We start from the raw sequence: 15,085 nt of genomic DNA, 5'->3' as shown, positions 1-15,085 counted from the left end.
GCTCGCGATTGCGGTAGGTCGGTCAGGGCAATGCTGACTGATCCAAGGCTATCGCGAGCAAGCTCGCTCCCACATGGGACCACGGTGAGTGAGTTGGACTGGGCAGCACAGGCGAGAACCGATGATCAAAGTAAAAACAGGCAAGCCACTGGAAGCGTCGCGCAGTCGTTCGCAGATCATCGTGCTGTTCGTCGCGCTGATCGTCTTCATGGTGCTGCTGTTCGCCAACTTCGCTTACCTCAACACCCAGTCCACCTACGACAAACAGTACATCGGCCATGCCGGTGAGCTGCGGGTGCTGTCCCAGCGCATCGCCAAGAACGCCACCGAGGCCGCCGCCGGCAAGCCTGCGGCGTTCAAGCTGCTGAGCGATGCGCGCAATGACTTCGCCCAGCGCTGGGGCTACCTGAAACAGGGCGACCCTGTGACCGGCCTGCCCCCTGCGCCCGCCACCCTGCGCCCGCAGATGCGCGCCGTGCAGCTGGACTGGGAGCGCCTGCTCAAGAACACCGATGCCATCCTCTCCAGCGAACAGACCGTGCTGTCGCTGCACCAGGTGGCGGCCACCCTGGCCGAAACCGTGCCACAGTTGCAGGTCGAGTACGAAAAAGTCGTCGAGATCCTGCTGCAACGTGGCGCGCCGGCCACCCAAGTGGCCATGGCCCAGCGCCAGTCCCTGCTGGCCGAGCGGATTCTCGGCGCGGTGAATACCGTGCTGGCGGGGGACGAAAACGCCAGCCAGGCCGCCGATACCTTCGGTCGCGATGCGGCGCGTTTTGGCCAGGTGCTCAATGGCATGTTGCAAGGTGACCCGGCCCTGAAAATCTCCCAGGTCCAGGACCGCGATGCCCGGGCGCGGCTGAGCGAAATCAGCGAGCTGTTCGAGTTCGTGTCCGGCTCGGTGGATGAAATCCTCGAGACCTCGCCGGAGTTGTTCAAGGTCCGCGAATCGGCCGGCAATATCTTCAACTTGTCGCAGACCTTGCTCGACGAGGCTTCGCACCTGGCCACGGCCTTCGAAAACCTGGCCGGCGGGCGTTCCGTCAATACCATCGGCGGCTATGTGCTGGGCCTGCTGGCGCTGATGTCGATCATCCTGATCGGGCTGGTGATGGTCCGCGAGACCAACCGCCAGTTGCACGAAACCGCGGAAAAGAACGAGCGCAACCAGAACGCGATCATGCGGCTGCTGGATGAAATCGAGGACCTGGCCGACGGCGACCTGACCGTCACGGCCTCGGTCACCGAGGATTTCACCGGCACCATCGCCGATTCCATCAACTACTCGGTGGACCAACTGCGGGATCTGGTGGCGACCATCAACCTCACCGCCGGCCAGGTCGCCGCGGCCGTGCAGGAAACCCAGGCCACGGCGATGCACCTGGCCCAGGCGTCCGAGCACCAGGCCCAGCAAATTTCCGAAGCTTCGACTTCAATTAATGAAATGGCCCAGTCCATCGACCAGGTGTCGGCCAATGCCGCCGAATCGTCGGCGGTGGCCGAGCGTTCGGTGGAGATTGCCAACAAGGGTAACGAGGTGGTGCACAACACCATTCATGGCATGGACAACATTCGCGAACAGATCCAGGACACCGCCAAGCGCATCAAGCGCCTGGGCGAGTCATCCCAGGAAATCGGCGACATTGTCAGCCTGATCGACGACATCGCCGACCAGACCAACATCCTGGCCCTCAACGCCGCCATCCAGGCGTCCATGGCCGGCGATGCCGGGCGCGGGTTCGCGGTGGTGGCCGATGAAGTGCAACGCCTGGCCGAGCGTTCGTCGGCGGCGACCCGGCAGATCGAAACCCTAGTGCGGGCGATCCAGGCCGACACCAACGAAGCGGTGATCTCCATGGAGCAGACCACCACCGAAGTGGTGCGCGGTGCGCGACTGGCCCAGGACGCCGGCGTCGCCCTGGAAGAAATCGAAGGCGTGTCCAAGACCCTGGCGGCGCTGATCCAGAGCATCTCCAACGCTGCGCAGCAACAGACCACCTCGGCGGGGCAGATTTCCTTGACCATGAACGTGATCCAGCAGATCACCTCGCAGACCTCATCCGGTTCCACCGCCACTGCCGAGAGCATTGGCAACCTGGCGAAAATGGCCAGCCAGCTGCGCCGTTCGGTGTCGGGTTTTACCTTGCCGGCCGCACCTGTGGCGGATGAGGACAAGGGGTGACTGGCCGCACTTTCCTGGCCGCAGAGATCTTCTGTGGCGAGGGGATTTATCCCCGCTGGGGCGCGAAGCGGCCCCTGGCAATGCAGAACCCAATCGCTATGTACCAGGCTGGCTATTTTGGGACTGCTTCGCAGTCCAGCGGGGATAAATCCCCTCGCCACAGGTTGATTTGGAGTGGTTATGGGTGATCGGCACGACTACGTGGCCCTGGAATGGGTCAAGGGCGAGATTGCCGAAACGCTGAAGCAGGCCCATCTGGCCCTCAATCGCCTGGTGGACGATCCCCAGGCGTCGGACGCCCTCGGGCAATGCCTGGCCTGCATTCACCAGGTCCACGGCAGCCTGCAGATGGTCGAATTCTACGGTGCGGCGTTGCTGGCCGAGGAGATGGAGCAGCTGTGCGCCGCCCTGCGGGACAATCGCGTCACCCATCGCGGTGAAGCCATCAGTCTGTTGAGCCAGGCCCTGGGGCAGTTGCCGATCTACCTGGACCGCATACAAGGCGCCCGCCGCGACCTGCCGCTGGTGGTACTGCCCCTGATCAACGACCTGCGCAGTGCCCGGGGCGAGAGCCTGTTGTCGGAAACCAGCCTGTTCAGTCCCGAATTGCCCGATATCGCGCCGCTCAGCGACGAGGCCTTGCAGCGCCTCGAACCCGCGGACCTGCCGAACACCTTGCGCAAATGGCGCCAGACCCTGCAAATGGCCTTGGTGGGCCTGCTGCGCGAGCAGGATGACGCGACCCACCTCGGTTACCTGGCCAAGGTTTTCCAGCGCCTGGAAACGTTGTGTGCCGGGGCGCCGCTCAATGCCTTATGGCAAGTGGCTTCAGCGCTGGTCGAAGGCATGCGTGACGGGCGCATCGCCAACAGCCCGGCGCTGCGCAGCCTGTTCAAGGAAGCCGACAAGGAACTCAAGCGCCTGCTGGACCAAGGCATGCCCGGCATCAATCAGCCGGCACCGCCCCACCTGCTCAAGAGCTTGTTGTTCTATATTGCCAAGGCCGAACATCCCAGCGGGCAGATGCAGATCATGAAAGAACGCTACTCACTGGACGACGCGCTGCCCGACAGCGCCATGGTCGACGAAGAACGCGCGCGCCTGGCCGGGCCCGACCGCGATGCCATGCGCTCGGTGCTCGCCGCGCTGTGCGAGGAGTTGGTACGGGTCAAGGAGCGCCTGGACCTGTTCGTGCGCAGCGATCGCCAGCACGCCTCGGAACTGGACTGCCTGCTGGCGCCGTTGCGGCAGATCGCCGACACCTTGGCGGTGCTGGGTTTCGGCCAGCCGCGCAAGGTCATCATCGATCAACTGGCGGTGGTGCTGAGCCTCGCCCAGGGCCAGCGCGAGCCGGATGACGCGACCCTCATGGACGTAGCCGGGGCCTTGCTCTATGTCGAGGCGACCCTGGCCGGCATGGTCGGCACCGTCGAGCCCGAGAGCCGCGAAGACACGCACCTGCCCACCACCGACCTGACCCAGATCCACCAGATTGTCATCAAGGAAGCCCACACCTGCCTGCAACAGGCCAAGGATATGATCGTCGACTACATCGACGCGGACTGGAACAGCGAGCAGCTGCAACCGTTGCCGGCGCTGCTGACCCAGGTGCGCGGTGCGCTGGCGATGATCCCCCTGAGCCGTGCCGCCAGCCTGGTGGAGGCCTGCAACGCGTTCATCCGTGACCATCTGTTGCTGGAGCGGGCCCAGCCGGGTTGGGAAGAGCTCGATCATTTGGCCGACGTGATCACCGGTCTCGAATACTACCTGGAGCGCTTGAGCGAGGACCCGGAAACCCCTGGCGAGCCCTTGCTCGATGGGGTCGAACGGAGCCTGGCCGCGCTCGGTTATTACCCTGACGAAGCGCGGGTGCCGGTGCTTGACGATGTGTTGAGTCCCAACGAAGCCCAGGTCATGCAGGACTTGCAGGAACTGGATGACCCGCAGACGGTGCAGTCCTTGGCACAGGTGCTGGCCAGCCCGGTCTCGGCGGTCAATCCGCCGGCCAGGAGCACCCCAGGCAGCCTGTTGCCTCCACCGCTGGACGAGAGCCCGGTGGACGACGAGTTGCGTGAGGTCTTCCTCGAGGAAACCGCCGAGGTGCTCGACGTCCTGCGTGAATACTTGCCACGCTGGAGTGCGCATCCCGACGACCACGGCGCCTTGAGCGAACTGCGCCGGGCCTTCCACACCCTCAAGGGCAGTGGTCGGATGGTGCGGGCGCTGGTGCTGGGTGAACTGGCCTGGGCCGTGGAAAACCTGCTCAACCGGGTACTGGAACGCAGCGTCGAGCCGCAGGCGTCGGTCCGTCAGTTGATCGAAGACACGGTGCCGTTGTTGCCGACCCTGGTGGCCGAATTCGCGGCCAATCGGCAGCGCCAGCGCGATGACGTCGACCGCCTGGCCGCCCGCGCCCATGCACTGGCCAAGGGCGGCGATGAAGACGATGAAGACGATGAGCAGGACGTGACCGCTCTCGATCCGCTGTTGTTGAAGATCTTCGACAACGAAGCCCAGGGCCACCTCGCCAGCCTCAATCGTTTTCTCGACCAGGCGGCCGACCACCTGCCGTTGCAGGCCAGCGATGAATTGCAGCGGGCCTTGCACACCCTCAAGGGCAGCGCTTCGATGGCCGGCGTGCTACCCATCGCCGAGCTGGCCGGTGCGATGGATGAACTGGCCCGGGAGTACCGGGCGCACCTGATTGCCCTCGACCTGGATGAGGTGGAGTTGCTGCTGGAGGCCGAAGGGCTGCTGCGCCGCGGCCTGCGCCAGTTGCACAGCGAGCCGCTGGCGCCGATCCCCGGCGCCGGGGATCTGATCCAGCGCGCCCAGGCCCTGCTGGCCGAGCGTCTGCACGCCGCCAACAGTGCGCCCGACAAAGCGATACGGACCAAGCGCGATCCACAGCTGATCAACAACTTCCTCGCCCAGGGCATGGACATCCTGCTGGACGCCGAAAGCCTCTTGCAGCGCTGGCAGCAGCACCCCGGCGAAGGCCAGGAACTGAGTGCGCTGCTGGATGAACTGACGACCCTCGGCGAAGGTGCGCACCTGGCCGACCTGCACCCGGTGGACGAACTCTGCGAAGCCTTGCTTGACCTCTACGGCGCGGTGGAAGAAAGCAGCCTGGCGGTCAGCGATGAATTTTTCCAGCAGGCGCAGCTCGCCCATGAAGCGCTGATTGACATGCTCGATGAGCTGGCGGCCGGGCAGCATGTGCGTCCGCAGCCAGAGCGGGTAGCGGCCCTGCGTCGCCTGCTTCAGGAGAGCCTCGACCCGTCGGCCACTGGCCTGATCCGTAGCGACGGCAGCCGCACGCTGAGTATCCGCGAACTGGGCCACGCGACGGCGGAAATGGAACGTGACGCGCCCGCCGAGACCTCGGTGGACGATGACCTCGCGTCGATTTTCCTCGAAGAGGCCCAGGACATCCTCGAAAGTGCCGCCCAGGCCTTGCAGCGCTGGTTGGCCGATCCGGACAACGGTGCGCCGCTGTCCTCGCTGCAACGCGACTTGCACACCCTCAAGGGCGGCGCGCGGATGGCCGACATCCGGCCGGTGAGCGATCTGGCCCAGGAGTTGGAAAACCTTTACGAAGGGCTGGTGGACCGGCGCTACAGCTACAGTGAGGAACTGGCGCAACTGCTCGGCAGCAGCCACGAACGCCTGGACCTGTTGCTCGGGCAGTTGCAACAGGGCCAACCGTTGGGCGATCCCGTTGCGCTGATCGACGCTATCCGAAGGTTCCGCCAGGACAAGCCGAACGCCATCGAGACGAGCGCAGCGGCCCAGGCCGACGGCGCCGGCCATGATCCCGAGTTGCTGGAAATCTTCCTCGAAGAAGGCTTCGACATCCTCGACAGCTCAGGCGCGGCGCTGCTGCGCTGGCAGGAAGAACCGTCGAATCGCCAGGCCGTGGAAACCCTGCTGCGGGATTTGCACACCCTCAAGGGCGGTGCGCGGATGGTGGAAATCGTCCCTATCGGCGACCTGGCCCATGAGCTGGAAAACCTCTACGAAGGCCTGTCGGCGGGCCTGCTCCAGCCGACCCCGGCATTGTTTGCCTTGCTGCAAAGCAGTCATGACCGACTGGCGCAGATGCTCGATGCGGTGCGCGCCGGCCATCCGTGCCCGCTGGCCGATCGGCTGATCGCGCAGATCCAGGCGGTGAATCATCCCCAGGCAAGTGCGGTGTCCCAGGCTGTTCCGGCGCCGGAGCCGATCACGCCCCCCATCGCAAGTCCGCCCGCGGCGCCCGCCAGACAAGACCCCGGTGCAGCGGGCGACGGGGCGGACATGGTCAAGGTCTCCGCCGAACTGCTCGACGACCTGGTGAACCTGGCGGGGGAAACGTCGATTTTCCGTGGGCGCATCGAACAGCAGGTCAACGACGCACACGTGGCCCTGAGCGAAATGGAAACCACCATCGAGCGCATGCGCGACCAGTTGCGGCGCCTGGATACCGAAACCCAGGGGCGGATTCTCAGTCGTCAACAAGTGGAGGCCGAGCGCCTGGGCTACGAAGAGTTCGACCCGCTGGAGATGGATCGGCATTCCCAGTTGCAGCAACTGTCCCGGGCGCTGTTCGAGTCTGCCTCGGACTTGCTCGAACTCAAGGAAACCCTGGATCGCAGCAATCACGATGCCGAACTCCTGCTGCAACAGCAGGGGCGGATCAACACCGAACTCCAGGAAGGCCTGATGCGCACGCGCATGGTGCCGTTCGAGCGCATGCTGCCGCGGCTCAAGCGCATCGTCCGGCAAGTGGCGCAGGAACTGGGCAAGGACGTGGAGTTCGTGGTGGGCAATGCCGACGGCGAAATGGACCGTAACGTCCTGGAACGGATGGCCGCGCCCCTGGAGCACATGCTGCGCAACGCCGTCGACCACGGCCTGGAACCGGCCGACGTGCGCCTCGCCGCCGGCAAGCCGGCGCGAGGGCGCATCAGCCTCGACCTGTCGCGGGAAGGCGGCGACATCATTTTCGACATCCGCGACGACGGTGCCGGCGTGCCGCTGGAGGCGGTGCGGAGCAAGGCGATCAAGCGGGGCCTGCTGGCGCCGGACAGCGATATCAGCGACCGCGACGTGCTGCAGTTCATCCTGCAACCAGGGTTTTCCACGGCGGAAAAAATCACCCAGATCTCCGGGCGTGGCGTGGGCATGGACGTGGCCCACGAAGAGGTGCGGCAGTTGGGCGGCAGCATGACCATCGACTCCACGCCGGGGCAGGGCGTGCATTTCCGCATTCGCCTGCCGTTTACCGTGGCAGTGAACCGGGCGTTGATGGTGCATTGTCACGAAGACCAGTACGCGATCCCGCTGAACGCCATCGAAAGCATTGTCCGGGTGTTGCCGGCCGAACTGGACGGCTACTACCAACTCGACCCGCCGACCTACACCTATGCCGGGCAACGCTATGAACTGTGCTACCTGGGCGAGTTGCTGAAAACCGGCCCCCGGCCGAAGCTGCTGGGCCAGAGCCAGCCGTTGCCGGTGCTGTTGGTGCAGTGCAACGAGCGGCACGTGGCCGTGCAGGTGGACGCTATCGCCGGGACCCGGGAGATCGTGGTCAAGAGCCTTGGCCCGCAATTCTCGGCGGTGCAGGGTTTGTCCGGGGCGACGATCCTGGGGGATGGCCGGGTGGTGTTGATTCTCGACCTGCTGGCGCCGATCCGCGCCTTGCCCCACCAGGTCCCGCGCCGCCAGGTGCCGGCGGAAGGCGAGGGTGAGCCGCAACGGCCGCTGCTGGTGCTGGTGGTGGACGACTCGGTGACGGTGCGCAAGGTCACCAGCCGCCTGCTGGAGCGCCATGGCATGCACGTCCTGACCGCCAAGGACGGCGTGGACGCCATGGCGCTGCTGTCCGAGCACGCGCCTGACCTGATGCTGCTGGACATCGAGATGCCGCGCATGGACGGCTTCGAAGTGGCCACGCAAGTGCGCAACGACCCACGCCTGGCGCACCTGCCGATCATCATGATCACCTCCCGCACCGGTCAGAAGCACCGCGACCGCGCCATGGCCATCGGTGTCAACGACTACCTGGGCAAGCCGTACCAGGAATCGGTGCTGCTCGACAGCATCGCCTACTGGAGCAGAAGCCATGCATGACCTACATCACTCACGCGCCAGCCACCTCACTGGCCTGCTGCTGCCATTGGCCGACCGCCACCTGATCCTGCCCAACGTGGCGGTGGCCGAACTGATCGACTACCAGAGCAGCGCCTTCGATATGGACACCCCGCCGTGGTTCCTGGGCTGGGTGGGCTGGCGCGAACGGCAAATCCCGCTGCTGAGCTTCGAATCGGCCTGCGGCCAGAAAACCGTGATCGGCGAGCGAGCACGCATCGTCATCCTCAATGCCTTGGGCGGCCGACCGGAGCTGCGCTTCATCGCATTGCTGGTGCAAGGGATCCCGCGGTCCTACAAGCTCGACAGTCAGTTGAGCTATGTCGACGTGCCGCTGTGCGGGCTGGAGCAGGCGGCGGTGCAAGTGGGGGAACATGTGGCGAAAGTGCCGGACTTGCTGGCGTTGGAGGAGTTGGTGGTGGCGGCCGGGTTGGTGCAGCAGCACAAATCCTGAAGCCTATGTAGCGCCCATGTGGGAGCGAGCTTGCTCGCGATAGCGCAGTGTCTGCCGGCTCAGTGTTGACTGATCCACCGTCATCGCGAGCAAGCTCGCTCCCACAGGGGCTGGCGCCGTTTTTTAACCGTTACTCCAACCGTAACGATCCGCCGCTGAGCTTGATTGATGCCCTCGCCTCAACACTCCTAAGGTAACCCCCACGACAGCGAACCCGTGGAGTGGTCATGACAACAACAATATCCCCCGACTCGCGCTGGACGCGGCGGCGCAGCGAAAAGCAGCGGCGTCTCGGGCTGGTGAAGGGGCTTGCCGACGGTGTGGTGTTGCCCACCGACAAGATCGTCGCGGCGCTGGAGGCGTTGATCCTGCCCGGCGACCGCGTGGTGCTGGAAGGCAATAACCAGAAGCAGGCGGATTTTCTCTCGCGCTCGCTGGTCAAGGCTGACCCGGGCAAGCTGCATGACTTGCACATGATCATGCCCAGTGTCGGTCGTTCCGAACATCTGGACCTGTTCGAACGCGGTATCGCTCGCAAGTTGGACTTTTCCTTCGCCGGCACCCAGAGCCTGCGCATCAGCCAGTTGCTCGAAGACGGCCTGCTGGAAGTCGGGGCGATCCACACCTACATCGAACTCTACGCCCGGCTGGTGGTGGACCTGATCCCCAACGTGGTGCTCTCGGCCGGCTTCATGGCCGACCGCGCCGGCAACATCTACACCGGCCCCAGCACCGAGGACACGCCGGCGCTGATCGAGCCGGCGGCTTTCAGCGACGGCATCGTCATTGTCCAGGTCAATCAGCTGGTGGACGACGTCAGTGACCTGCCGCGGGTGGACATCCCGGCGTCCTGGGTCGATTTCGTGGTGGTGGCCGACAAGCCGTTCTACATCGAGCCGCTGTTCACCCGCGACCCGCGCCACATCAAGCCTGTGCACGTGTTGATGGCGATGATGGCGATCCGTGGGATCTACGAGAAGCACAACGTCCAGTCCCTCAACCACGGCATCGGTTTCAACACCGCCGCCATCGAATTGATCCTGCCGACCTACGGCGAATCCCTCGGCCTGAAGGGCAAGATCTGCCGTAACTGGACCCTCAATCCGCACCCAACCCTGATCCCGGCCATCGAAAGCGGCTGGGTCGAAAGCGTGCATTGCTTTGGCACCGAGTTGGGCATGGAAAACTACATCGCCGCCCGCCCCGACGTGTTCTTCACCGGTCACGACGGCTCGCTACGCTCCAACCGCATGGTCTGCCAACTGGCCGGGCAGTACGCGGTGGACCTGTTCATCGGCGCCACTCTGCAAGTGGACGGTGACGGCCATTCCTCCACTGTGACCCGTGGCCGCTTGGCCGGCTTCGGCGGTGCGCCGAACATGGGCCACGACCCACGCGGTCGCCGTCATGGCACGCCGGCCTGGCTCGACATGCGCCATGGCGATGGCGAGGCGCCGTTGCTCGAACGCGGCAAGAAGCTGGTGGTGCAGATGGTCGAGACGTTCCAGGAGGGCGGCAAACCGACCTTCGTCGAGACCCTCGATGCGGTGGATGTGGCGAAGAAAGCTGGCATGCCCCTGGCGCCGATCATGATCTACGGCGACGACGTCACCCACCTGTTGACCGAAGAGGGCATCGCCTACCTGTACAAGGCTCGTTCCCTGGAAGAACGCCAGGCGATGATCGCCGCCGTGGCCGGGGTCACCGCCATCGGTTTGCGCCATGATCCGAAAGACACCGCGCGTATGCGCCGCGAAGGGCTGATCGCCTTGCCCGAAGACCTCGGCATCCGTCGCACCGACGCTACCCGCGAGTTGCTCGCGGCCAAGAGCGTGGCCGATCTGGTGGAATGGTCCGGTGGCCTCTACAACCCGCCCGCCAAGTTCAGGAGCTGGTAAATGCACGCCTTCAACCTGCAACCGAAAAAACTGTCCTTGGCCGAACGTCTGGCGGACATGGCGGTGGATGCGCTGATCGACGAAGCCGACCTGTCGCCTAAACCGGCCTTGGTGGACCGTCGCGGCAATGGCGCCCACACCGACCTGCACCTGGGCCTGATGCATGCGTCGGCGCTGTCGCTGTGGCCGGCGTTCAAGGAGATGGCCGAGGCCGCCCTTGAATGCGGCGAAATCGACCTGCCGTTGCGCGAAGCCCTTGGGCGGATTGGCCGTGAGGGGGAAGCGGCGATGCTCGCCACCACAGGCGGGGTAAACACCCATCGTGGCGCGATCTGGGCCTTGGGCCTGTTGGTCGCTGCAGCGGCGCTGGTACCTGAATCCAGTGTTGCCAGTGCCGTTACTTTGCGCGCTGCCCGCCTGGCCTTGCTCAACGACCGTCATGCGCCCCAACCCTTGAGCCACGGTGCCCAGGTCGCCCAGCGTTACGGCGTGCGCGGTGCCCGGGAAGAAGCGCAACTGGCGTTTCCGGCGGTGACTGGCCTGGGCCTGCCGCAACTCAAGCGCAGCCGCGCGGCGGGGGCGGGTGAGCAGAATGCCCGGCTCGATGCCTTGCTGGCGATCATGACTCGCCTGGCCGACACCTGCGTGCTCTACCGCGCCGGCGAAGCGGGTCTACAGGCCATGCAACAAGGCGCCAGAGCGGTGCTCGATGCCGGTGGCAGTGCGAGCCTGGGCGGTCGTCGCCAATTGCACGCGCTGGACCAACAACTGATTGCCTTGAACGCCTCGCCCGGCGGCGCTGCCGACCTGCTCGCCGCCTGCCTGTTCCTCGATCGTATCGAGCGCGGCGATGGCCTCTTCCCTGGAGTGTGCTGATGGAAACCCTATCCTTTGAATTCCCCGCCGGGCAGCCGCCACGGGGCCGGGCGCTGGTGGGCTGCGTCGGCTCGGGCGACCTGGAAGTGCTGATCGAGCCTGGCCTGGCGGGCAAGCTGACCATCCAGGTGCAGACCTCGGTCAATGGCAGCGAGCAACGCTGGCAACATCTGTTCGCTCGCATGTTCGACGGCCAGACGCCACCGGCCCTGTCCATCGACATCCATGATTTCGGCGCAACCCCCGGCGTGGTGCGCTTGCGACTGGAGCAAGGTTTCGAGGAGATCGGCCATGACTGACAGCGCAGCGTTGCTCAACAAGCACAGCTTCGTCGAACTCGGCGCCCGGCAGCGGGCCAAGGCCTTGCTCGATGACGGCACCTTCCGTGAATTGCTCGACCCGTTCCAGCGGGTCATGTCGCCGTGGTTGTTGCGTCAGGGTGTGGTGCCGCAAAGCGACGACGGCGTGGTGATCGCCAAAGGCTCGCTCGATGGCCTGCCCGTGATGATCGCCGCCATCGAAGGCGCGTTCCAGGGCGGCAGTCTCGGTGAAGTCGGCGGGGCGAAGATTGCCGGTGCGCTGGAGCTGGCCGCCGAGGACAACCGCAAAGGCATTCCGACCCGCGCCGTGCTGCTGCTGGAAACCGGTGGCGTGCGGTTGCAGGAGGCCAACCTGGGGCTGGCGGCGATTGCCGAGATTCATTCGGCGATTGTCGATTTGCGTCAGTACCAGCCGGTGGTTGGCGTGGTGGCTGGCAGCGTCGGTTGCTTTGGCGGCATGTCCATCGCCGCCGGGCTGTGCAGTTATCTGCTGGTGACTCGGGAAGCGCGGCTGGGCCTGAACGGTCCGCAAGTGATCGAACAGGAAGCCGGCCTCGACGAATACGACTCCCGTGACCGGCCGTTCATCTGGAGCCTGACGGGGGGCGAGCAGCGTTTCGCCACGGGTCTGGTGGATCGTTATGCGGCCGACGATGTGACGCAGATCCGCCAACAGGTCAGCCAATTGCTGCACCTGGGCGTGCCCGTGCAACACCGTAGCGGCCAGGCCGAACTGTTCCTGCGGCGCTTGGCACGCTTGGACACTGACGTGCAAATCGAACCGGCAGCGGTTCGTCAGTTGTATCAGGGAGAACGCCCATGAGTGCGTATTCATTGAGAGGCTTGCGCTGGTTCGAAGCCTTGAGTGGCGATGCCAGCGCGGTACAAGGTTTGCCTGCTTCGTTGAAAGTCGCCGATGTTCGCCTGGGCGAGCAAACCGTGCGCCTGCTGGCGGTGGTGGCCGATCCCGGCAACCGTTTCCCACGGGCGCGCAACGGCGAAGTCGGCTTGCTGGAAGGTTGGGGCCTGGCCAAGGCGGTGGATGACGCCATCGCCGCCGACCGCGATGCCACCCACAAGCGTGCGTTGATCGCGATTGTCGATGTACCGAGCCAGGCCTATGGCCGGCGCGAAGAAGCCCTGGGCATTCATCAGGCCTTGGCCGGTGCGGCGGACAGCTATGCCCGTGCGCGGCTGGCCGGGCATCCGGTGATCGGCTTGCTGGTGGGCAAGGCGATGTCGGGGGCGTTCCTGGCCCACGGCTACCAGGCCAACCGGCTGATCGCCCTGCGTGACCCGGGGGTGATGGTCCACGCCATGGGCAAGGCCTCGGCGGCGCGGGTGACCTTGCGCAGTGTCGAAGAGCTTGAAGCCTTGGCCGCCAGCGTGCCGCCGATGGCCTACGACATCGACAGCTTTGCCAGCCTGGGCCTGCTGTGGGAAACCTTGTCGGTGGAGCAGATCGAACAACCGACGGCGGCTGATCTGGCGCGGGTGACCGATTGCCTGCAACAGGCGATCAAGGATGTTGCCGGTGCACCTCGAGACCTGAGCAGCCGTCTGGGCGCGCCCCATCGGGTAGCCTCCAGCACGGTTCGCCAGTTGTTGAGGGCGCAGTGGTGAACAACCTCATGGCCCACGACCTGCTCTGGGGGCTGACCCCGGAGCGGTTGCCTGCGGATGCGCCGGCCTGGGCCGTTGAAGCCTTGAGTCTCGGGCAACCGGTGGTGGTGCGAAGGGCGATGAGCGCTGCGGGATACGTTGCGGTGGGCGTGCGCGGGCAATCGCGGGAACAACGTTACGCCACGTCGATTCTGGTGGCGGCGATCAAACGCCGGGTGCGCCCCGAAGACCTATGTCACGTCGAATCCCGTCGCGACCTGCCGGCCTTGCACGCGCTGTCCCGGCTGCGTCCGTTGCTCGACGCCAGCGGTTGGACCTGGGGCATCAGTGGCAGCGCCGGGTTCGAACTGGCCAGCGGTATCGAGGTGCTGCACGAGCGCAGCGACCTGGACCTGATCCTGCGCACGCCGCAACCGCTGGATCGCCTTCAGGCCAGGGAGTTGCTGGCGCAGCTGGACGGCTCGGCATGCGCCGTGGACATGCAATTGCAAACCCCCTGCGGCGGCGTCGCCTTGCGCGAGTGGGCGGGAGCGTCGCCTCGGGTCTTGCTCAAGGATGACGTTCAGGCCCGGCTGGTGAGCGATCCTTGGCAGCCTTGCGTGGAGCAGGTCGCGTGAGCAGCCTCTTCGTCTTTCCCGGCCAGGGGGCGCAGCGCGTGGGCATGCTCCATGGGCTGGCGCCGCTGATCCTGGACGAGGCAGGGGATGTGCTCGGTGAAGACGTCTTGCGACTGGACAGCGCCGAGGCATTGCAATCGACCCGTGCCGTGCAGCTGTGCCTGCTGATCGCCGGCGTGGCGGCGGCCCGACGATTGCTGGAACAAGCTCCGGCGCCGGATTATGTGGCGGGGTTGTCCATCGGTGCGTATCCGGCGGCAGTCGTTGCCGGGGCGCTGGGCTTCGAGGATGCGCTGCGGCTGGTCAGCCTGCGCGGTGAACTGATGCAGCAGGCGTATCCGCACGGCTACGGCATGACCGCGATCATCGGCCTGGACCTGGCGGCAGTGGAAGCCTTGCTGGAGCAGGTGCACGGTGAAGCAACGCCGGTCTACCTGGCCAATATCAACGCCGACAACCAAGTGGTCATTGCCGGCAGCGACGAAGCCATGGGCCTGGTCGCCGAAAAGGCTCGGCGCCAAGGGGCTGGCAAAGCCTGTCGGCTGGCGGTGAGCGTGCCGTCCCATTGCCCGTTGCTGGACGCTCCGGCGCGGACATTGGCCCAGGCGTTTGCCGGAGTGCCGTTGAAAGTGCCCTCACTGGGCTATCTCAGCGGCAGCCGCGCCCGGCCGGTGATCAGCATTGAGGCCCTGCGTGACGACCTGGCCTTCAACATGTGCCGCGTCGTCGATTGGCGCAGCACCGTGCAAAGCGCCTACGAGCGCGGCGTGCGGCTACAGATCGAACTGCCACCCGGCGCGGTACTCACCGGGCTGGCGCGCCGGGTGTTCGAGCAGGGCACCGTCATTGCCTTCGACGGTGCCCGGCTCGATACCTTGCAGGCGCTGCTGCGTGAGGAGGGAAGCCGCCAACCCTAGACACCGACTCAAGCTGACGAAGCACAAAAACAACAACTTCGACGATGCACTTTGAGGACTACG

General features: G+C 65.3%; 10 protein-coding genes. All 10 read left to right on the top strand.

Translation table 11 applies throughout. From position 1 onward, the window contains the following. Positions 1-121 precede the first annotated feature (121 nt). Positions 122-2,182 carry a methyl-accepting chemotaxis protein gene (locus BLQ55_RS26300; protein ID WP_092258240.1) on the top strand — a complete coding sequence of 687 codons (2,061 nt, stop codon included), beginning with the start codon at positions 122-124 and terminating at the stop codon, positions 2,180-2,182. A gap of 180 nt (positions 2,183-2,362) precedes the next feature. Then, positions 2,363-8,299, top strand: coding sequence for an Hpt domain-containing protein (locus BLQ55_RS26295; RefSeq protein ID WP_092258237.1), 5,937 nt, complete (start codon positions 2,363-2,365; stop codon positions 8,297-8,299). Continuing rightward, positions 8,292-8,771: a chemotaxis protein CheW gene (locus BLQ55_RS26290; RefSeq protein ID WP_092204941.1), complete on the top strand. Its 480-nt coding sequence runs from the start codon at positions 8,292-8,294 to the stop codon at positions 8,769-8,771. Before BLQ55_RS26295 ends, BLQ55_RS26290 begins: the two co-directional genes overlap by 8 nt. 227 nt (positions 8,772-8,998) lie before the next feature. Continuing rightward, positions 8,999-10,669, top strand: a complete 1,671-nt coding sequence (mdcA, locus tag BLQ55_RS26285; RefSeq protein ID WP_092258234.1) for a malonate decarboxylase subunit alpha — start codon at positions 8,999-9,001, stop codon at positions 10,667-10,669. Next, positions 10,670-11,545, top strand: a complete 876-nt coding sequence (locus tag BLQ55_RS26280) for a triphosphoribosyl-dephospho-CoA synthase (protein ID WP_092258232.1) — start codon at positions 10,670-10,672, stop codon at positions 11,543-11,545. Further along, the gene (locus tag BLQ55_RS26275; RefSeq protein WP_003206454.1) at positions 11,545-11,844 is read left to right on the top strand and encodes a malonate decarboxylase subunit delta; all 300 of its coding nucleotides are present in this window, start codon (positions 11,545-11,547) and stop codon (positions 11,842-11,844) included. Before BLQ55_RS26280 ends, BLQ55_RS26275 begins: the two co-directional genes overlap by 1 nt. Next, positions 11,837-12,688, top strand: coding sequence for a biotin-independent malonate decarboxylase subunit beta (locus tag BLQ55_RS26270; RefSeq protein ID WP_092204938.1), 852 nt, complete (start codon positions 11,837-11,839; stop codon positions 12,686-12,688). Before BLQ55_RS26275 ends, BLQ55_RS26270 begins: the two co-directional genes overlap by 8 nt. After that, on the top strand, positions 12,685-13,488 hold the full coding sequence (gene mdcE / locus BLQ55_RS26265; RefSeq protein WP_092258229.1) for a biotin-independent malonate decarboxylase subunit gamma: 804 nt from the start codon (positions 12,685-12,687) through the stop codon (positions 13,486-13,488). The genes BLQ55_RS26270 and mdcE overlap by 4 nt, the downstream gene beginning before the upstream one ends. Further along, positions 13,482-14,105 carry a malonate decarboxylase holo-ACP synthase gene (locus tag BLQ55_RS26260; protein WP_170847661.1) on the top strand — a complete coding sequence of 208 codons (624 nt, stop codon included), beginning with the start codon at positions 13,482-13,484 and terminating at the stop codon, positions 14,103-14,105. The genes mdcE and BLQ55_RS26260 overlap by 7 nt, the downstream gene beginning before the upstream one ends. Next, positions 14,102-15,022, top strand: coding sequence for a malonate decarboxylase subunit epsilon (mdcH, locus tag BLQ55_RS26255; protein ID WP_092258226.1), 921 nt, complete (start codon positions 14,102-14,104; stop codon positions 15,020-15,022). Before BLQ55_RS26260 ends, mdcH begins: the two co-directional genes overlap by 4 nt. Positions 15,023-15,085: the final 63 nt, after the last annotated feature.

Source organism: Pseudomonas sp. NFACC13-1, from assembly GCF_900104425.1.
Taxonomy (GTDB): domain Bacteria; phylum Pseudomonadota; class Gammaproteobacteria; order Pseudomonadales; family Pseudomonadaceae; genus Aquipseudomonas; species Aquipseudomonas fluorescens_AA.
The sequence above is the reverse complement of the archived record's forward strand: the minus strand, read 5'-3'. Positions and strand labels throughout refer to the sequence as shown.